This is a genomic window from Mesorhizobium sp. C395A, assembly GCF_030323205.1.
GTDB lineage: Bacteria > Pseudomonadota > Alphaproteobacteria > Rhizobiales > Rhizobiaceae > Mesorhizobium.
The window spans coordinates 3,915,001-3,934,428 of record NZ_CP100473.1 but is presented as its reverse complement, the minus strand read 5'-3'; the positions used below and the strand labels follow the sequence as shown (position 1 = coordinate 3,934,428).

13 protein-coding genes are annotated in these 19,428 nt (G+C 63.9%); 9 read left to right on the top strand and 4 right to left on the bottom strand.

Annotated elements, in window-relative coordinates:
* Positions 1-9: 9 nt before the first annotated feature.
* The 3 genes from ubiG to NLY37_RS19165 form a co-directional block, all read right to left on the bottom strand.
* Positions 10-759 carry a bifunctional 2-polyprenyl-6-hydroxyphenol methylase/3-demethylubiquinol 3-O-methyltransferase UbiG gene (gene ubiG / locus NLY37_RS19175; protein ID WP_023672976.1) on the bottom strand — a complete coding sequence of 250 codons (750 nt, stop codon included), beginning with the start codon at positions 757-759 and terminating at the stop codon, positions 10-12.
* 85 nt (positions 760-844) lie between these two features.
* Positions 845-1,144 (bottom strand): antibiotic biosynthesis monooxygenase family protein, encoded by a 300-nt coding sequence (locus tag NLY37_RS19170; RefSeq protein ID WP_050588469.1) that lies wholly within the window; start codon positions 1,142-1,144, stop codon positions 845-847.
* Positions 1,141-2,982, bottom strand: a complete 1,842-nt coding sequence (locus NLY37_RS19165; protein ID WP_286440125.1) for a CHASE3 domain-containing protein — start codon at positions 2,980-2,982, stop codon at positions 1,141-1,143. Before NLY37_RS19165 ends, NLY37_RS19170 begins: the two co-directional genes overlap by 4 nt.
* 245 nt (positions 2,983-3,227) lie before the next feature.
* Here NLY37_RS19165 and NLY37_RS19160 point away from each other — a divergent pair, with 245 nt between their 5' ends.
* The 9 genes from NLY37_RS19160 to NLY37_RS19120 all read left to right on the top strand — a co-directional run bounded on the left by NLY37_RS19160 (position 3,228) and on the right by NLY37_RS19120 (position 16,794).
* Positions 3,228-4,481, top strand: coding sequence for an aspartate kinase (locus tag NLY37_RS19160; protein ID WP_023707556.1), 1,254 nt, complete (start codon positions 3,228-3,230; stop codon positions 4,479-4,481).
* Positions 4,482-4,564: 83 nt separating this feature from the next.
* Positions 4,565-6,835: a phosphoenolpyruvate--protein phosphotransferase gene (gene ptsP, locus NLY37_RS19155; RefSeq protein WP_023672972.1), complete on the top strand. Its 2,271-nt coding sequence runs from the start codon at positions 4,565-4,567 to the stop codon at positions 6,833-6,835.
* 8 nt (positions 6,836-6,843) lie between these two features.
* Positions 6,844-7,923 carry a peptide chain release factor 1 gene (prfA, locus tag NLY37_RS19150; protein WP_023672971.1) on the top strand — a complete coding sequence of 360 codons (1,080 nt, stop codon included), beginning with the start codon at positions 6,844-6,846 and terminating at the stop codon, positions 7,921-7,923.
* On the top strand, positions 7,916-8,794 hold the full coding sequence (gene prmC, locus NLY37_RS19145; protein ID WP_023701435.1) for a peptide chain release factor N(5)-glutamine methyltransferase: 879 nt from the start codon (positions 7,916-7,918) through the stop codon (positions 8,792-8,794). The genes prfA and prmC overlap by 8 nt, the downstream gene beginning before the upstream one ends.
* 304 nt (positions 8,795-9,098) lie before the next feature.
* The gene (locus NLY37_RS19140; protein ID WP_023698975.1) at positions 9,099-10,079 is read left to right on the top strand and encodes a DUF4167 domain-containing protein; all 981 of its coding nucleotides are present in this window, start codon (positions 9,099-9,101) and stop codon (positions 10,077-10,079) included.
* Positions 10,080-10,287: 208 nt separating this feature from the next.
* The gene (gene clpB, locus NLY37_RS19135; protein ID WP_023743065.1) at positions 10,288-12,894 is read left to right on the top strand and encodes an ATP-dependent chaperone ClpB; all 2,607 of its coding nucleotides are present in this window, start codon (positions 10,288-10,290) and stop codon (positions 12,892-12,894) included.
* A gap of 71 nt (positions 12,895-12,965) precedes the next feature.
* Positions 12,966-13,322, top strand: a complete 357-nt coding sequence (locus tag NLY37_RS19130; protein WP_023685771.1) for an MmcQ/YjbR family DNA-binding protein — start codon at positions 12,966-12,968, stop codon at positions 13,320-13,322.
* A gap of 292 nt (positions 13,323-13,614) precedes the next feature.
* On the top strand, positions 13,615-15,132 hold the full coding sequence (locus tag NLY37_RS19125; RefSeq protein ID WP_023743066.1) for a L,D-transpeptidase family protein: 1,518 nt from the start codon (positions 13,615-13,617) through the stop codon (positions 15,130-15,132).
* A gap of 102 nt (positions 15,133-15,234) precedes the next feature.
* The gene (locus NLY37_RS19120; RefSeq protein ID WP_023743067.1) at positions 15,235-16,794 is read left to right on the top strand and encodes an MFS transporter; all 1,560 of its coding nucleotides are present in this window, start codon (positions 15,235-15,237) and stop codon (positions 16,792-16,794) included.
* Positions 16,795-16,966: 172 nt separating this feature from the next.
* On the opposite strand, the gene NLY37_RS19115 is transcribed toward NLY37_RS19120, so the two are convergent.
* Positions 16,967-18,937, bottom strand: coding sequence for a M23 family metallopeptidase (locus NLY37_RS19115; protein WP_023686664.1), 1,971 nt, complete (start codon positions 18,935-18,937; stop codon positions 16,967-16,969).
* Between the last annotated feature and the right edge of the window lie 491 nt (positions 18,938-19,428).

Sequence of the window (19,428 nt, the reverse complement as noted above, 5' to 3'; positions counted from 1 at the left end):
CCCTTTCGTTCAGACCGATCGTTTTTCCGCCAGCACCATATAGTTGACGTCCATGTCCTTGGAGCGTGCCCAGCGGTCGGCGAGAGGATTGTAGGTCACGCCGGTGCGGTCGATGATGGTCATGGCGGCGCTGCCGAGCGCCTTTTCAAGCTCTTCGGGCCGCACCAGCTTGCCGAACTGGTGGGTGCCGCGCGGCAGCCAGCGCAGCACATATTCGGCGCCGATGATGGCCAGGCCCAGTGCCTTCAGCGTGCGGTTGATGGTGGCGACGAACATGATGCCGCCGGGCTTGACCATCTCGCCGCACTTGCCGATGAACAGGTCGACATCGGCAACATGCTCGACGACTTCCATGTTGAGGACGACGTCGAATTTCTCGCCGGAATCGGCCAAATCCTCAGCGGTCGTAGCGCGATAATCCACCGTCACGCCGCCTTCGGCCGCGTGCAGCTTCGCCACCTCGATGTTGGTTGCCGAGGCGTCGGCGCCGACCACTTCGGCTCCAAGCCTTGCCATCGGCTCGCACAACAACCCACCACCGCAGCCGATATCGAGGAAACGCAGGCCTTCGAACGGCCGCGCCGCCCGCGGATCGCGGCCGAAGCGCGCCGCCACCTGGTCCCGGATATAGGCCAGCCGGACCGGGTTGAATTTGTGCAGCGGACGGAATTTGCCGTTCGGGTTCCACCATTCGGCGGCAAGCGCGGAAAAGCGTTCCACTTCTCCGGCATCGATTGTCGATCGTCGGGCCTCTGGCATGGGGCGGGTCTCCTCGGACGCTAGGAAGTCGGGTGCCGGGGCAAGAAAGTCAAGGCCGGTTTTATGCGACTGCTGGCAAGTCGACCTAGGGCCTCGAGATCACAATCGCCGCATGTCCCATCTCAACACTCGCGGGATCGATGGCCCGCATCGCTTCGCAATCGCCGATCTCGGCGATGATGCGGCCGGCGGCGGCGAGAGCCTGCTCGCGACTTCGCCAGCGCACGACATCGACCCAGCTGCCATCGTCCCGCCGCGCCAGGCAGCGGTTTACGAAACCAGGTTGCCGCGCCAGCCAGTCGGCGACCAGGTTGTTGGCGGCGGCAAAGCCCGCTTCCGCTCCAGGCTTGAGGCGAAAGGTGACGATTTCCAGGGCCTCGGTCATTTTGCGTCCAGCACGTCGCGCAATTTCGCCGCCAGCTGCTCGATGGTGAAGGGCTTGGCCAGGAAATGCACGTCATGGTCGAGCACGCCATTGTGGACGACGGCGTTCCTGGTGAAGCCGGTGGTGAAGATCACCTTCAGCTTCGGCATGCGCGCCAGCGCCTCCTCGGCGAGCTTGCGGCCATTCATCACCGGCATGACGATATCGGTGAACATGAGCGCCACACCAGGGTTGTCGCCCAGCTTTTCCAGCGCTTCCTGGCCGCTTGTGGCATGAATGACGGTGTAGCCGAGTTCGCGCATGGCATCCGTGGTGGAAGCCCGCACGCGTGGATCGTCCTCCACGACAAGGATGGTTTCGGTGACCGGCACGGCAGGATTTCCGGCTCGTTCCGAAGATATGGTGGCCTCTTCCGGGCCGAAGAAGCGCGGCAGGTAGATCCTGATCGTGGTGCCTTGGCCGGGTTCCGAGTAAATCTTGACGTGTCCGCCGGACTGTTTGACGAAGCCGAACACTTGGCTCAGCCCGAGGCCGGTGCCCTTGTCGACTGGCTTGGTGGTGAAAAATGGCTCGAAAGCCCGCTCCATGACGTCCGCCGGCATGCCGGCGCCGGTGTCGCTGACCGCAATCATTACATACTGGCCGGCTTTGACCTCGGCATGGGTGGCGGCGTAGCCCTCGTCGAGGTGGCTGTTGGCGGTCTCGATGGTCATCTTGCCGTCCTCGCCCATGGCGTCGCGCGCATTGACCGCCAGGTTGAGAATGGCATTTTCGAGCTGGCTCGGATCGGCATGGGTCTTCCACAGGCCGCCAGCCAGCACGGTTTCGATGCGGATGGTTTCGCCGAGCGCCCGCCGAAGCAGGTCCGACATGCCGGCGACCAGACGATTGGCGTCTACAACCTGAGGCGCGAGCGGCTGCTGGCGCGAGAAGGCAAGCAGCCGTGACGTCAAGTTTGCGGCCCGGGTCGCCGCATCGGTCGCCGCTTCGATGAATTTCATGATGTCGTGCTCGCCCCGCGTCAGCTTGCGCTGGGCGAGGTTCATGGCGCTGATGATCACCGCCAGCATGTTGTTGAAATCGTGGGCGATACCGCCGGTCAGCTGGCCCACAGCCTCCATCTTCTGCATCTGGCGGATCTGCGATTCGGCCTTTTCACGCGTCTGGATTTCGTTGCCGAGCTCGATGTTCTTGCGCATCAGCTCTTCCTGGGCGATGGCCACTGCGCGGAACCGGCGGCGCGAAAGGCGAACCGTGTAGGCGCCAAGCAGGAAGATCGCCAGCAGCGCCGCTATCGAGCCGATTCGCAGCCAGTTTTCGACCCGGTCGGTATGAGCGTCGCGCGCGGCGATGGCTGCGCCGCCAATGCGCCGGATCGTGTCCATGCTGGCCCGGATCTGGTCCATGGCGGCCTTGCCCTGGCCGCTGCGGACCAGTTCCAGAGCTTTTGCCGCATCGCCGCGATCGTAGAGTGCAATCGTCTCAGCCAATTCGGCCTGGTTTTGTGAAAGCGCGTCCTTGACGTGGTTGATCTGCTGCACGAGTTCGTCGTCCGGCGCGGTCATGCCGTGGATGCGGGCAAGCTGGCCCGGAATGGCGTCGACCGCCTGCCGATAAGGCTGGAGGTAGGATTTCTCGCCGGTCAGGAGATAGCCGCGCTGGCTGGTCTCGGCCTCCTGAGCCATCGCAAGCAAACCGGAAAGCAATTCCTGATACTCGACCGCCTCGCGCGCGGCCTCACGATTGGCTCTCTGGGTCTCGACCAGCACGGCGCGTGTGCCGACGATCAACGCCAGCACGGCGAAGCCGATGAACAGCGGCAGCGATTGCCACCGCATGGCGCGTCGAAGGCGAACAATCATTCGATATGCCGGACCAAAAGGAGTTTCCCGCGGGCAGCATTTGGTAAGCGGCGGCGGGGCCGAACGCAATATGCCGCGATCCTGAAGCCGGCATCCGCCGCCAGCCTTGCGAAACCGTGATCATTTGGCTAAGGAGGCGCGCATTCAGCGGCCGGCTTCTGTCGAGCGCTTACTTCCCCTTTCGGTCCTGGGCCGGCTTCAGTCAAAGGCATTTCGCTTCCATGGCGCGCATCGTGATGAAATTCGGCGGAACCTCCGTCGCCGACATCGCCCGCATCCGCAATGTGGCGCGTCACGTCAAACGCGAGGTCGATGCCGGCCATGAGGTCGCTGTCGTGGTTTCGGCGATGGCGGGCAAGACCAATGAACTGGTTGGCTGGACGCGCGAAGCCTCGCCCATGCACGACGCGCGCGAGTATGACGCCGTGGTCGCCTCGGGCGAGCAGGTGACTGCCGGCCTGCTGGCGATCACACTGCAGAATATGGGCGTCCATGCCCGCTCCTGGCAGGGCTGGCAGATCCCGATCAAGACCGACAACGCGCATGGCGCGGCGCGCATCCTCGAAATTGACGGCGCGTTCCTGATCAAGCGCTTCGGCGAGGGCCAGGTGGCTGTCGTCGCCGGCTTCCAGGGCATCGGCCCGGACAACCGCATCGCCACGCTCGGCCGCGGCGGCTCCGACACAAGCGCGGTGGCCATTGCCGCGGCGGTCAAGGCCGACCGCTGCGACATCTACACCGATGTCGACGGCGTCTACACCACCGATCCGCGCATCGAGCCGAAGGCGCGGCGGCTCAGCAAGATTTCGTTCGAGGAAATGCTCGAAATGGCCTCGCTCGGCGCCAAGGTCTTGCAGGTGCGCTCGGTCGAGCTTGCCATGGTGCACAGGGTGCGTACGTTCGTGCGGTCGTCCTTCGACGATCCCGATGCGCCCGGAATGGGGGATTTGCTCAATCCTCCGGGAACGCTTATTTGCGACGAGGAAGAGATCGTGGAACAGCAGGTCGTCACCGGAATTGCCTACGCCAAGGACGAAGCGCAGATTTCTCTGCGCCGCGTTGGCGACCGCCCGGGCGTTGCCGCCGGCATTTTCGGCCCGCTGGCCGAGGCCAACATCAATGTCGACATGATCGTCCAGAACATCTCAGAGGACGGCAAGTTCACCGACATGACCTTCACCGTGCCGTCCGGCGACGTGGACAAGGCGCTGGCCGTGCTGGAGCGTCTGAAGGCTTCGATCGGCTATGACGTGGTGCAGTCGGAAGCCGGCATGTCGAAGGTTTCGGTCATCGGCATCGGCATGCGCAGCCATGCCGGTGTGGCCGCCACCGCTTTCAAGGCGCTGGCCGACAAGGCGATCAACATCCGCGCCATCACCACCTCCGAGATCAAGATTTCGATACTGATCGACGGTCCTTACACGGAACTCGCGGTTCGCACTTTGCATTCCGTGTACGGTCTGGATAAGCAGTAGCGAGAGCGATTTGAGTTGTTGCGTGTGCGCCGGTGGCAGTGGAAACTGCGGCGGGCAAAATGCCCATTGGAGAAGAAGCCGCGATGCGTGATACGGCCAGTGGCCCGCGCGTTCTGCTGAAACGGCTCCGCGAGCTCATGCAGGAGCCGCTGGAGCCGCAGGAGCGGCTCGACCGGATCGTGCGCGACATCGCCTCCAACATGGTCGCCGAGGTCTGCTCGCTCTATGTGCTGCGCGCCGATTCGGTGCTCGAACTCTATGCCACCGAAGGTCTGAACCCGAACGCCGTCCATTTGGCGCAGCTGCGGCTGGGGCAGGGCCTCGTCGGCACCATTGCCGCCAGCGCGCGGCCGCTCAACCTCTCCAATGCGCAGGAACATCCGGCCTTCGCCTACCTGCCGGAGACCGGCGAAGAGATCTACAATTCCTTCCTCGGCGTGCCGGTACTAAGGGCAGGGCGCACGCTCGGCGTGCTGGTGGTGCAGAACAAGACCATGCGCCACTACCGCGACGACGAGGTCGAGGCGCTGGAAACGACCGCCATGGTGATCGCCGAGATGATCGCCACCGGCGATCTCGCGCGCCTGACCCGGCCCGGCCTCGAACTCGACCTGCGCCGTCCCGTCAGCTTTACCGGCCTGTCCTTCAACGAGGGTGTCGGCCTCGGCCATGTCGTGCTGCATGAGCCACGCATCGTCGTCACCAATCTGTTCAACGAGGACAGTGAGGAAGAGGTGCGCCGGCTGGAGACGTCGCTCGGTTCGCTCAGGCTTTCCATCGACGACATGCTGGAGCGGCGCGATGTCGCCTTCGAGGGAGAACATCGCGAGGTGCTCGAGGCGTATCGCATGTTTGCCAACGACCGCGGCTGGGTGCGCCGGCTGGAAGAGGCGATCCGCAACGGCCTGACGGCGGAAGCGGCGGTGGAAAAGGTGCAGAGCGACATGCGCGCCCGCATGCTGCACATGACCGATCCTTATTTGCGCGAGAGGATGAGCGACTTCGACGATCTCGCCAACCGGCTGCTGCGCCAGCTGATGGGGCGCGGGCCTGACGACGTCGCGGCGTCACTGCCGAAGGATGCCATCCTGGTCGCGCGCTCGATGGGCGCGGCCGAACTGCTTGATTATCCCAGGGACAAGCTGCGCGGCGTGGTGCTGGAAGACGGCGCTGCCACCAGCCATGTCGTCATCGTAGCGCGCGCCATGGGCATTCCGGTCGCCGGCCAGATGAAGGGCGCCGTTTCCATGGCGGAAAACGGCGATGCCATCATCGTCGACGGCGAGGAAGGCACCATCCATCTGCGGCCGCAGCCCGACCTCGAAGCTGCCTATGCCGAAAAAGTGCGCTTCCGGGCGCGCCGGCAGGAAGTCTACCGGGAACTGCGCAAGAAGCCGTCGGTGACCAAGGACGGCGTCCAGGTCGACCTGCTGATGAATGCGGGCCTGGCCGTCGACCTGCCGCAGCTGGCCGAGGCGGGTGCGGCCGGCATCGGCCTGTTCCGCACCGAATTGCAGTTCATGGTCGCCTCGACCTTCCCGCGCGCCGAGGCGCAGGAGCGGCTCTACCGCGACGTGCTGGACGCGGCGCGTGGCAAGCCGGTCACCTTCCGCACCATCGACATCGGCGGCGACAAGGTGCTGCCCTACTTCAAGGGCGCTGTCCAGGAAGAAAACCCTGCGCTCGGCTGGCGCGCGATCCGGCTGACGCTCGACCGGCCGGGTCTGCTCAGGACCCAGATCCGCGCTCTGCTGAAGGCCTGCGGCGGGCGCGAACTGAAGCTGATGCTGCCGATGGTGACCGAGCTCGGCGAAATCGCCCAGGCGCGCGAGATCATCGACCGCGAAGTGCGGCATCTCTCCCGCTTTGCCCACCATCTGCCGACCAGCCTCAAGGTGGGCGCCATGCTGGAAGTGCCGTCGCTGCTGTTCCAGCTCGACGAGTTGATGAAGGCGGTCGATTTCGTCTCGGTCGGCTCCAACGACCTGTTCCAGTTCGTCATGGCGGTCGATCGGGGGAACACGCAGCTCTCCGACCGCTTCGACACGCTGTCGACGCCGTTCCTGCGGGTTCTGAAGCAGATCGCCGACGCCGGGGTTCGCAACCACACGCCGGTGACGCTGTGCGGCGAGCTTGCCGGAAAACCCATTTCCGCCATGGCGCTGATCGGCCTCGGCTACCGCTCGATCTCGATGTCTCCAGCCTCGATCGGCCCGGTCAAGGCGATGTTGACCGAACTGCCACTGGAGGAATTGGAGGCTTTCTTTGCCGACAATCTGATGGCGCCAGCTCAAGGGCTGCCGATGCGGGCGCTGCTGCAGGCCTTCGCCGACGACCGCTCCATCCCGCTATAGCATTAGCCATGGTCAATCTTCCCCGCGAGCGTATGGATCAGGTCGTCAAGCGTTTCGAGATGCTCGAAGCGCAGATGTCGGCCGGCCCGGCAGCCGATGCCTATGTGAAGATGGCTTCCGAATATGCCGAGCTGCAGGACATGGTGGCCAAGGTCAGGGAACTGCGCTCAGTCGAGCGCGAGCAAGCCGACCTCGAGGCGATGCTTGCCGACAAGGGCACCGACGCAGAGATGCGGGCCCTGGCGGAGGCAGATTTGCCGGGCGTCGAAGCGCGAATCGAAGAGCTGCAGAAGGACATCCAGATCCTGCTGTTGCCCAAGGACGCGGCCGACGACAAGAACGCCATCCTTGAAATCCGCGCCGGCACCGGCGGCGATGAGGCGGCATTGTTCGCCGGCGACCTGTTTCGCATGTATGAGCGCTATGCCGCCGAACGCGGCTGGCGCTTCGAGACGGTGTCGGCCAGCGACGGCGATGCCGGCGGCTTCAAGGAAATCATCGCCACCATTTCCGGTAGGGGCGTCTTTGCCCATCTGAAATTCGAATCCGGCGTGCACCGCGTGCAGCGCGTGCCGGCGACCGAGGCCAGCGGGCGCATCCACACTTCGGCGGCGACGGTGGCCGTTCTGCCGGAAGCCGAAGAGGTCGACATCGACATCCGCGCCGAAGACATCCGCATCGACACGATGCGCGCCTCGGGTTCGGGTGGCCAGCACGTCAACACCACCGATTCGGCCGTGCGCATCACCCATTTGCCGACCGGTATCATGGTGGTGCAGGCGGAGAAGTCGCAGCATCAGAACCGGGCGAAAGCCATGCAGATTCTGCGTGCGCGGCTTTACGACCTCGAGCGCAGCAAGGCGGACGAGGAGCGCTCGGAGTCACGCAAATCGCAGGTTGGTTCGGGCGACCGTTCGGAGCGCATCCGTACCTACAATTTCCCGCAGGGCCGCCTTACCGACCATCGTATCAACCTGACGCTCTACAAGCTCGACCGGGTGATGATGGGCGAGCTCGATGAGGTCATCAATGCGCTGATTGCCGACCATCAGTCGAAGCTGCTCGCCGATATTGGCCTCGATGGCTGACATGTTGCCCGGCGCGCTCGGGCCGTTGTTGCGGGTGGCGCGGGAGCGGCTTGCCGCGGCCGGCCTTTCCGACCCGGCGCTGGATGCCAGGCTGATCGTCGAGCATTTTTCCGGCACGGACCGTACGCAGGCGATCGCCGACCCGCAACGGACGGTCGATGCGGGTGCGGTTGCCGCAATCGGCGCTGCTCTGCAGCGCCGCATGGCCGGCGAACCGGTGCACCGCATCCTCGGGTTTCGCGAGTTTTACGGCCTGCGGCTGTCGCTGTCGCCGGAAACGCTGGAGCCGCGGCCGGACACCGAAACGCTGGTCGAGGCGATCCTGCCTTTTGCCGGCGCGACGGCCGAAAGGCTGGGGGAATGCCGTATCCTCGATCTCGGCACCGGTACCGGCGCGATTGCGCTGGCGCTGCTCAGCGCGGTTCCGGCCGCGACGGCCACCGGGGTCGATATTTCACAAGGCGCGCTGGCAACCGCGATACGCAATGCCGAGCAACTCGGACTCGCCGGCCGGTTCGTGGGGCTGCAGTCCGACTGGTTCGAAAAAGTTTCGGGCCGATACCATGTAATTGCCGCAAACCCTCCCTATATACCGACTGGAGACATTGGAAATCTGCAGGACGAGGTCCGCGATTTCGATCCGCACAGAGCCCTTGATGGCGGTGTGGACGGTCTTGGCCCCTACAGGATCATCGCTGCCGAGGCGGCAAAGTTTCTGGAAGCACAAGGCAAGATAGCGGTCGAGATCGGCCACACGCAGCGCAATGAGGTCAAAGACATATTCGCGGCAGCCGGCTACAGGCTGGCCGGGGCATTTGTCGATCTTGGCGGAAACGACAGGGTTCTTATGTTTGAACAGGGAAAGCCTTGACGCAGTGCAAAAAAGCGCTTGGCAATGCCGGGGAATGCGGCTAGGGTCCGCCCTAACCGGATGAGACGAAGCAGGCAGTGCTCTTAGCGATTCGGTTTTCCTTGGAAATAGCTGCCTTCTTGCGCAAACGACGCCCAAGCTTCGTGCGGGAATCGTCCGGCAAGTGATGTAACCGGAACAGGATGACACGTGGCGCCAACGCAATTGATGCGGGCGAACGCCGGTGAAGAAACGAAACGGCTGGCTGCATGAGCGCCTCCGTTCGTGAAACGTTTTTCGAAAATTTCAAAATGAAGAGAGTCTTATGAGGCCACAACAGCAGAACAGGCGCATGCGCGGTCGCAACAACAATGGCGGCGGCGGTGGCAACAACAATAACAATAACAACAACCGCAAGGGCCCAAATCCCCTGACGCGCAACTACGAGAGCAACGGCCCGGACGTGAAAATCCGTGGATCGGCTCAGCAGATCGCCGAAAAATACGCCACTCTGGCCCGTGACGCGCAAAGCTCCGGCGACCGGGTTATGGCGGAGAATTACCTCCAGCACGCCGAGCACTACAACCGCATCATTGCCGCCGCACAGGCGCAGATGCCGATCCAGAATGCCCCGCAGAACCGCGACGAATTCGACGACGATGAAGATCGCGACGATTTTGACAATGCCGGCAGCGGCAATGGCGGCGAGACGCAAGCGCCGATGGCCAACCACGGCAACGGTCCGCAGCCGACGATTGAGGGCACGCCGGCCGAACTCGCATACGGCCAGGAAAACGGCCGCGAGAACAACAGTGGCCGTGACAATAATGGCCGCAACAATAACGGCCGCGACAACAATGGCCGCAACCGTGACCGCCGCCCCAATGGCGGCTATGGCCAGAACGACCAGCGTGGCGACTTTGCCCAGCGTGGCGAGCAGAACGGCCAGCGCGGCGACCAGCAGCGCTTCACCGAAACCCCGGCACAGGCGGAAACCGTTTCCGCGGTTGAGCCCGAAGCCGAGAGTGGTTTCTCCGAGCCGGCGCCGCTGTACGAAAACCTGTCGCCGGCGGCTCTTGCCGCCCGGGCCGAACTCAATGAGGCAGCCGCCGAGAGCGGCGCTGCCCGTCGCCCGCGGCGTCCGCGCCGCCCGCGCAACAATGCCGATCAGGTCGGTGACGAACAGTCTGGTGGTGGCCAGGTGGTGGATGGCGCCGGCGAGACCGCTGCCGCTGTTGACGTGGTTGATGCGGCGCCGGCCGAAAGCTCTGCCGGCGACCCGTTCGCCGTCGACGCCAACAACTGACCCACAAGACATAAGTCGATGAAACGGCGGAGAGAAATCTCCGCCGTTTTCGTTTGCTCGGCCATGCAATATCATCAGCCGGACGTCTTGAGCGGCAATGGCTTGCGCCCCATATCTGGCGTGAACTGGACCCGGCTCGGATGAGCGGGTCCGTCACCGCAATCTGATCCGGTGCCGCAAAGCGGGCCGGTGATGGAAGGAGACAGATATGAACCTCGAGAAATACTCCGAGCGCGTCCGCGGATTCATTCAGTCCGCCCAGACCATGGCGCTCTCGCGCAATCACCAGCAATTCACTCCCGAACATATGCTGAAGGTCCTCGTCGATGACGACGAGGGGCTGGCCGCCTCGCTGATAGAGCGCGCCGGCGGCAACGTGCGCGACGTCAAGCTTGGCGTCGAGACCGCCCTTGAGGCCATGCCCAAGGTGGAAGGCGACAACGGCCAGCTTTATCTGGCGCAGCCGCTGGCCAAGGTGTTTTCGACCGCCGAGGAATTGGCCAAGAAAGCCGGCGACAGTTTTGTCACGGTCGAGCGGCTGCTGCAGGCGCTGGCGATGGAGAAGTCGGCCAAGACGGCCGATATCCTGTCCAAGGCCGGCGTCACAGCGCAGGCGCTGAACCAGGTGATCAACGACGTCCGCAAGGGCCGTACCGCCGATTCGGCGAGCGCCGAGCAGGGCTATGACGCGCTGAAGAAATACGCGCGCGACCTCACCGCCGATGCCCGCGCCGGCAAGCTCGACCCTGTGATTGGCCGTGACGACGAGATCCGCCGCACCATCCAGGTGCTGTCGCGGCGTACCAAGAACAACCCGGTGCTGATCGGCGAGCCGGGCGTCGGCAAAACGGCGATCGCCGAAGGTCTGGCGCTGCGCATCGTCAATGGCGACGTGCCCGAATCGCTGAAGGACAAGCAGTTGATGGCGCTCGACATGGGCGCGCTGATTGCCGGCGCCAAATATCGCGGCGAGTTCGAGGAGCGGCTGAAGGCCGTGCTCAACGAAGTCACCTCGGCGGCCGGCGGCATCATCCTGTTCATCGACGAGATGCACACGCTGGTCGGCGCCGGCAAGGCCGATGGCGCCATGGACGCTTCGAACCTGTTGAAGCCGGCGCTGGCGCGCGGCGAACTGCACTGCGTCGGCGCGACCACGCTCGATGAATACAGGAAGCATGTCGAGAAGGACGCGGCCCTTGCCCGCCGGTTCCAGCCGGTCTTCGTCAACGAGCCGTCGGTGGAAGATACCGTGTCGATCCTGCGTGGCCTGAAGGAGAAGTACGAGCAGCACCACAAGGTGCGCATCTCGGATTCGGCGCTGGTCGCGGCGGCGACCTTGTCCAACCGCTACATCGCCGACCGTTTCCTGCCGGACAAGGCGATCGACCTTGTCGACGAAGCCGCGTCGCGGCTGAGGATGCAGGTCGATTCCAAGCCCGAGGCGCTGGACGAAATCGATCGCCGCATCATGCAGCTCAAGATCGAGCGCGAGGCACTGAAGGTCGAGAAGGACGAGGCGTCAAAGGACCGGCTCGCGCGTCTCGAAAAGGAACTCGTCGGCCTCGAGGAGGAATCGACCGAGATCACCGCCAAATGGCAGTCGGAGAAGCAGAAGCTTGGCCTCGCCGCTGACCTCAAGAAGCAGCTCGACGCGGCCCGCAACGACCTCGCCATTGCCCAGCGCAAGGGTGAATTCCAGCGCGCCGGCGAGCTTGCCTATGGCAAGATCCCGGAACTGGAAAAGAAGCTGAAGGAAGCCGAAGCCCAGGACGGCAAGGCCGGCATGGTCGAAGAGGTGGTCACGCCCGACCACGTCGCCCATATCGTGTCGCGCTGGACCGGCATTCCGGTCGACAAGATGCTGCAGGGCGAGCGCGACAAGCTGCTGCGCATGGAAGACGAGATCGGCAAGCGAGTCGTCGGCCAGGGCGAAGCGGTGCAGGCGGTGTCCAAGGCCGTGCGTCGTGCCCGGGCCGGGCTGCAGGATCCGAACCGGCCGATCGGCTCGTTCATGTTCCTCGGACCGACCGGCGTCGGCAAGACCGAACTGACCAAGGCGCTGGCCAATTTCCTGTTCGACGACGAGAGCGCCATGGCGCGCATCGACATGTCGGAATACATGGAGAAGCACTCGGTCGCCCGGCTGATCGGAGCGCCTCCCGGTTATGTCGGCTATGAGGAAGGCGGTGCGCTGACCGAAGCGGTTCGGCGCCGGCCCTATCAGGTCGTGCTGTTCGACGAGATCGAGAAGGCGCATCCGGATGTCTTCAACGTCCTGTTGCAGGTGCTCGACGACGGGCGGCTGACCGACGGGCAGGGCCGCACGGTCGACTTTCGCAACACGCTGATCGTCATGACGTCGAACCTCGGCGCCGAATATCTGGTCAATCTCGGCGAAGAGCAGGATGTCGATGCCGTGCGCGACGAGGTTATGAGCGTGGTGAGAGCCTCGTTCAGGCCGGAGTTCCTCAACCGCGTCGACGAGGTGATCCTGTTCCACCGGCTGCGCCGGCAGGATATGGGCCGCATCGTCGAGATCCAGCTCAAGCGGCTGGAAAGCCTGCTCGTCGACCGCAAGATCACACTGTCGCTCGACCAGGAATCGATCGACTGGCTGGCGGCGAAGGGCTACGACCCGGCCTATGGCGCGCGGCCGCTGAAGCGGGTGATGCAGAAGGACCTGCAAGATCCGCTGGCGGAAAAAATCCTGCTTGGCGAGATACTCGACGGCTCGACCGTCAAGGTCACCGCCGGCTCCGACCGGTTGAATTTCCGGTCCAGGCCCACTGTGGTGCCGACCGACGCGGCAGCCTGATCCAACGCCGCGCGTCCGACCGGACGCGCGGCATTTTCTTATGAAACAACAATCCTTTGACGGGGGTGCAGATGACGCTGGACGACTACAACAGCTTCTGCGCCTCGCTGCCGCAGACGACGCACGTCGTGCAGTGGGGCGGGGCCGATGTCTGGAAAGTCGGTGGCAAGGTCTTCACCATCGCCGGCCATGACCGGGAGGGTGGCGTCTTCGTCACCTTCAAATGCTCTGAGATGGCATATGACGTGCTGAAGGATCAGCCCGGCTGCCGGCCGGCGCCCTATCTCGCCTCGCGCGGCATGAAATGGATCCAGCGTCAGACAAGCCAGAGCATGGATGATGATGCGCTGAAGGACTATCTCGGCGAAAGCCACCGCCTCGTCGTCCTCAAGCTGACGAAGCAGACGCGCAAGGAATTGGGCCTGTAGCAACCAGTAATCCGCCATCTTCATGCCCGGTTCATGTTGGAAAGCTTATGTTGTGGTTTGCTGGCGAAGGGGTTTGCCTGCAGGCTTTTGACGATCAGGGCGTTCCTTGCGCATCCAAACGGTGGCGAGAACGTTCTGGTGGGAACACTGCCGGGCGGCGGCAATTACGCATGACCCCGAAAATCGAAATTCGATTTTCGGAAAGGATCATGCGCAGACATGAAGTGTTACAACGTCCTTTGCGCGTCCAAACGGACGCGCGGCGCTGTAAGTACCGGAGAGTTTGACCACCATGTTCCGCACGATCCTTGCCTTTTCGGTGCTCGCCGCCGGGCTGCTCACGTCCAGCGCCATGGCATCGCCGACTGTGGACAACGCACTGCCGGCCGTCCGCGCCGCCGATAGCGGCGGCATTGTGCTTGCCCAGGACGGCAATCTCGACATCTATTACGACGCCAGGGGCAACCGCGTCATCGTCGATGCCGAGACCGGCAAGGTCATTGCCATCCAGCCGCCGCAGACCAGGCTCGACCGCCGCGCGCTGCGCCGGGAAATGCGGGCACGTGAGCTTGGACGCGCACCGGTCGAAGACGACGACCGCTACTATCTCGACGATCCCGAAGACATGGCGCGTTTCCGCCGCAGGCAACTGGACGATCAGGGACGAATCCCCGGCCCGCCGGTTGATGAATACGATCCTGAAAGCGACAGATTCCTGGGGGCCGCTCCGCAGGATGATGCCAATGACAGCGACACCTATCCGGAAGCGCCGAAATCCGCTGAACCGCGGCCCCTCAAGCGCCAGCCGCTGAACGAAGCCTCTATCGATCCCGCCGAACCGGCGGCGCCCGCCGACCAGGCCGCGCTGCCGCCGAAAGCCGGTGGCAAGACCGTGGTCGATCCCTCGCTTTCACTCGGCGCACGCCAGGATGTAGCCGCCTTGCAGGTGCTGCTCGACCGCGCCGGCGCTTCACCCGGCGTCGTCGACGGGCGCTTCGGCTCCAATGTCGACAAGGCGCTTGCCGCCTATAACCAGATCACCGGCAGCAATCTGCGCTCGACCGACGCGGTCGGCATCCAGGCTGCGCTGGCGCAAACCGGTGGCGATGCTTTCGCCAATTATACGATCACGCCCGAGGACGCGGCCGGGCCTTATGTCGCCTCGATACCGGAGGATTACAGCCAGAAGGCGCAGCTCGACCGCATGGCTTACACCTCCGTCACCGAAGCCTTGGCCGAACGGTTCCACATGGACGAGAACTACCTGAAGGGGCTCAATCCCGAGGCCGACTTCAGCCGTCCCGGCACCATCATCAAGGTCGCCAATTTCGGCAGGCTGGTGGCGACGCCGGTTGCCCGCATCGTCGCCGACAAGGACAAGAAGCAGGTGTTCGCCTATGACGCCGGTGGCAAGCTGGTCGCGGCCTATCCGGCCACCATCGGTTCAGCCGACACGCCCTCGCCGACCGGCACCCATACGGTGTCGCGCGTCGCGCTCGATCCGAACTACACCTACAACCCCAGCATCAATTTCAAGCAGGGCCAGAACGACAAGATCCTGACCATCCCGCCGGGTCCGAACGGCCCCGTCGGCTCGGTGTGGATCGCGCTGGACAAGCCGACCTATGGCATTCACGGCACGCCCGATCCCTCCAAGATCGGCAAGACCGAAAGCCATGGCTGCGTGCGCCTGACAAATTGGGATGCGCGTGAACTGGCCAAGCTGGTGTCGCCGGGCGTCACCGTCGAGTTCGTCGGCGGTCCCTCGGCCGATGATGTTGCGGAGCAAGTGAGCGCTCCAGCGCAGTGATATCGGCCTGCCCATAAGGCAGGCCGATATCCAAAGCTGGATTCATGAGCGCAGGGTGCTGGCTGGTTGTTGCCGGCCCGCAACAAGTCTAAGCAGACGCTCATGAAGTCTCCGAGCGAAGCCGCAGCCGTTCCCCTGACCAGGGCGCTTTCCAACGGTACATTTTGCCCGCAGTCGCAGCGCAAGTTCGTGCTGGTAGCGGCGATCCTGGCGTCAGCGCTCGGCTTCATCGACGGGTCGATCCTGGCCATTGCCATGCCGGCAATGCGCGTCGACCTCGGCGCCAGCCTGGCCGAGGTCCAGTGGATTTCCAACGCCTATGCGCTGACGCTGTCGGCGCTGATTCTGGCCGGCGGCGCCGCCGGCGACCGGTTTGGCCTCAGGCGCGCCTTCGTTGCCGGCATTGCGCTGTTCATCGTCGCTTCGCTGGCCTGCGCGGTGGCGCCGAATGCGCTGGTGCTCATCGCCTTTCGCGCCATTCAGGGCATTGGTGCGGCGATCATGGTGCCGGGCAGCCTCGCCATCATCGCCAAGGCCTATCCGAAGAAGGAGCGCGGCCGGGCGATCGGCATCTGGGCCGCCGCCTCGGCGCTGACGACGGCGCTCGGTCCAGTGCTCGGTGGCTTCGTCCTGTCGGCCTTTGGCGGCGGTATCTGGCGGGCGATCTTCGCCGTCAACCTGCCGCTCGGGCTGATCTCGATCTATCTCCTGCTGGCCAAGATTCCCGCCGACGCGCCGACGGAGAAGCGAAGCCTCGATCTCGGCGGCGCCGCTCTCGCCACGCTTGCCTTCGGGGCGCTTGCCTACGGACTGACCTCGATGAGCGCCGAAGGCAGGGGGTTGATGTCGGGGCCGAGCATCGCCGCAGGCGCCGTGCTGCTTATCATCTTCATCGTCTTCGAGCTTCGGCAGCGCGAGCCGATGATCGATCTCAAGCTGTTTCGGATCGGCGCCTTCGCCGGCGCCAACCTCGCCACCTTCTTCCTGTATTTCGCGCTGTCGGCCAATCTGTTCTACCTGCCGATGCTGTTGATCGCCGGATGGGGGCTGAGCACCAAAGAGGTCGGTTTCATCTTCCTGCCGCTGTCGGCGTCGATCGCGCTGCTGTCGGGTCTCGTAGGCCAGTGGTCGGATCGCATCGGTCCGCGTTTTCCGATCGCCAGCGGCTGCCTGGTGGTCGCCATCGCCTTTGCCGGGCTGGCTTTGCTCACTCATGCCGGCATGCACAATTTCTGGACCGGTATCTTTCCGCTGATGGCGGTGATGGGGCTCGGCATGGCGCTGGTGGTGTCGCCGCTGTCGACGGCGGTCATGACCGCGGTCGAGGACAAGGATACCGGCGCCGCTTCCGGCATCAACAATGCGGTTTCGCGCATTGGCGGGCTGATTGCTGTGGCGGCGATGGGCTCGCTCGCGGCCTGGGTCTATTCGACGATGCTCGATACCAGCGTCAGGCCGGGCATTCCGGGATTCGGCGAACCGGCATTGGCCGGCCTGGCGCCAGACCTTGATGCAACACGGCTCGCCGCCAGCGATGCGGCGTTCGCGGCCGTGTCGACAGTGACGGCCGTGCTTTGCCTCCTTGCCGCTGTTATCGCCTGGGCCACCGTTTCGGGGCAAAAGCTGCCTTGGTCACGAGCCGAAGAGGAGCAGTCGACCTGATTCGGAGCCGACCCGATTCGGAATGCTCTGATGGGGCGATTATGATTCGCCGGCGTCGAGTGTGACGGCTTAAAGCGCGTCGCGCTGAACGGATTCATACGACGCGCTTTAAGTCTTTGTTTTGACACATGTCCTTGTCCCAGAGCCGCGGCACACTTCTGGGCGACATGCACTAGCCTTCGATCTTGGCGCTCGCGACCTTCAGCGGATTGCTGTCTTCCTGCTTGAGCAGTTCATCGATGCGCTCGCGCTCGCGCTTGAAAGCGACCAGGTCGTCGCCCTTCAGCACCTTGCCGACCGGCAGGCGCACGCGCATCGGGTCGACCTTGGTGCCGTTGACGATCAGCTCGTAGTGAAGATGCGGACCGGTGGAGAGGCCGGTCTGACCGAGGAAGCCGATGGTCTGGCCCTGGCGGACATGAACGCCGGGTTCGATGCCTTTGGCAAAGGCGCTCTGGTGATTGTAGGAGGTCTCGTAGCCATTGGCATGGCGGATGATGATCTGTTTGCCGTAGCCGCCGGCCCAGCCGGCCTTTTCGATGGTGCCGTTGCCGGCGGCGATGATCGGCGTTCCGATCGGCGCCGCCCAGTCGACGCCGGTATGCATGCGGACATAACCGAGGATCGGATGTCGGCGGGCGCCGAAGCCGGAGCGGAATTTCCCGGCGGGCAGGGGGTTGCGCAACAGGAACTGCTCGGCGCTAGATCCGTCCTCGTCGAAATAGTCGGTCGAGCCGTCCTGCATCTGGAATCGGTAGAAATTGCGCGTCTGGCCGCCGAAGGTCGACGAGACATAGAGCAGTTCCGATTCGTCGGAGGCCTGGTCGTCGCCGTCCGGCTGCGAGAACAGGACGTCGATGCGGTCCGACGGATTGAGCCTGGACTGGAAGTCGACGCCGGAGGCCAGGAGCTTGACCAATTGCTGGGTCAGCTTCTTCGACATGCCATAGGAATAGGCGGCGCGGTAGATGCCGTCATAGACGTTCGGCAGATTGCCGCGCACCACCACCGGTGCCGACGAATCGTCGAACGCGGTCAGCAATTCGGGGTTCGGCTCCGGTTCCTGCGCCGGCACATACTGGCCGCGGTCGTCGAGCGCGATGGTGACGATGTGCGTTGTCTTGTCATAGACGCTGGTGCGAACGACCTTGGCGGCGTCGCCATGTACCTCGAGCCCGACCCGCAGCACGGTTCCGGCCTTCAGCGCCGGTGCGTTGAGCAGCTTGCCGATCGCCTCCGCCATGCCGGTGGCGTCATCGCCCGTATAGCCCGAATCAGCGAAAGCCTCGGCAATGTCGCGGTCCCTGGTGAAGGGAATGATTTCCTCGGCGAAAGCCGGGGTCTGGTCGTCGAGCGCGACGCGCGGCGCCACCGAGACGTTTTCCGGCACGATCTTGACGTCGTAGGAGCCGGCCATCGATTCGGCGAAGGCATCGCCGAATCGCTGCGGGTCGACATAATGCAGCGAGGCGACCTGCACGGCGCCGTCGCTGAGGTCGGTGCCGGCTTCGCGCACCACTTTTTCCACCTCGTCGGCGGACAGGTCGCTTTTCTCGTCGAAGGAGGCCGTCTCGACCGGGAAATCGACCGTCTTCAGGCTCATTTCGCTTTCGACCTTGGCGCCGTAGATCTGGCCCCCAACTGCGGAAGCCGTCGCCGGCTGCGCCGGCGTCGAGTCGCCATCGTCGCCGAACACCTGCATCGGGTCGAAAGGCGGATAGGCGCGGTTGGTGGTGTGGCCGGCGGCCAGCGCCATCTTGATCTGCACGAACGGCATGGTGTGGATAACGTCGCGGTCACCGACCTTGGTCACCATCGACACTTCCATGCGCCGGCGGTCCTTGGCCTTGGCGATCTGGCGCGGCGCCACCAGCCTGGTGGTCTTGGCGACCTCGCCGGAATCGCCGCCGCTTTCGAGCTGGGCCAGTTCGGCGATTTCGGGCGGGGTTGCCAGCTGCTGGCGGCCGTCAAGGGCGGCAAACAACGCCACGCCCATCAGCACACTCGAGGTCACGCCGGTAAGAAAGGTGCCCGACAGCCAGCGCGCTGAAACCTCGCGCCGGTCGGGCGGGCCGCTGCGGCCATCCGCGATCAGCGGCGGCTCATTGCCGAGTTCGGCTATGACATCTTCCGTGTCTGGCATCCAGAAAGGCTGCTTCTTCCCCGGGCGGAACGGCTTTTCGCTTCTGTTGGGCCATGACATTTGCCTGTCACGGCGGGTGAAGTCAACGAAGCGGCGAAATCCCCGCTCACACGCTCTGTTTTACAGCCCCTTGTAGAGAGGCGTCTTTATCCTCTTATAGGAGGCTCCGAACCGTGATGCGCAGACCCCGCTTTGGCTCTTATAGGAAGGCACCTCGCGGGCCGCGCCGAGCCCTTCTTTGTTGGCCTTGGTGTCGAACGGCAATGCGGCGGCAATAGGGCTCCTTTTTGGCAATGCCAATGTTCCCTTGGGGCAGTCCGCCGTCGCCAAAACTTCTGTCGTAAAAAGTTCAAAAACATCGTCGATGACTGTTGACAGTTCTGGTTGGTGGCGACTATATACGCCTCACGAACGAGGGCGGTGCGCCGCTGGCGGCGAAGCAGTTTGCTTCTGAGAAGCCCTTGTGAGAATTCAAGAGAGCCGCGTAAGCG

What these genes read in the sequence shown, in the direction of transcription:
- ubiG (WP_023672976.1), bottom strand. Translation starts at nt 759, where the DNA reads ATGCCAGAGGCCCGACGATCGACAATCGATGCCGGAGAAGTGGAACGC.
- NLY37_RS19170 (WP_050588469.1), bottom strand. Translation starts at nt 1,144, where the DNA reads ATGACCGAGGCCCTGGAAATCGTCACCTTTCGCCTCAAGCCTGGAGCG.
- NLY37_RS19165 (WP_286440125.1), bottom strand. Translation starts at nt 2,982, where the DNA reads ATGCGGTGGCAATCGCTGCCGCTGTTCATCGGCTTCGCCGTGCTGGCG.
- NLY37_RS19160 (WP_023707556.1), top strand. Translation starts at nt 3,228, where the DNA reads ATGGCGCGCATCGTGATGAAATTCGGCGGAACCTCCGTCGCCGACATC.
- ptsP (WP_023672972.1), top strand. Translation starts at nt 4,565, where the DNA reads ATGCGTGATACGGCCAGTGGCCCGCGCGTTCTGCTGAAACGGCTCCGC.
- prfA (WP_023672971.1), top strand. Translation starts at nt 6,844, where the DNA reads ATGGTCAATCTTCCCCGCGAGCGTATGGATCAGGTCGTCAAGCGTTTC.
- prmC (WP_023701435.1), top strand. Translation starts at nt 7,916, where the DNA reads ATGGCTGACATGTTGCCCGGCGCGCTCGGGCCGTTGTTGCGGGTGGCG.
- NLY37_RS19140 (WP_023698975.1), top strand. Translation starts at nt 9,099, where the DNA reads ATGAGGCCACAACAGCAGAACAGGCGCATGCGCGGTCGCAACAACAAT.
- clpB (WP_023743065.1), top strand. Translation starts at nt 10,288, where the DNA reads ATGAACCTCGAGAAATACTCCGAGCGCGTCCGCGGATTCATTCAGTCC.
- NLY37_RS19130 (WP_023685771.1), top strand. Translation starts at nt 12,966, where the DNA reads ATGACGCTGGACGACTACAACAGCTTCTGCGCCTCGCTGCCGCAGACG.
- NLY37_RS19125 (WP_023743066.1), top strand. Translation starts at nt 13,615, where the DNA reads ATGTTCCGCACGATCCTTGCCTTTTCGGTGCTCGCCGCCGGGCTGCTC.
- NLY37_RS19120 (WP_023743067.1), top strand. Translation starts at nt 15,235, where the DNA reads ATGAAGTCTCCGAGCGAAGCCGCAGCCGTTCCCCTGACCAGGGCGCTT.
- NLY37_RS19115 (WP_023686664.1), bottom strand. Translation starts at nt 18,937, where the DNA reads ATGCCAGACACGGAAGATGTCATAGCCGAACTCGGCAATGAGCCGCCG.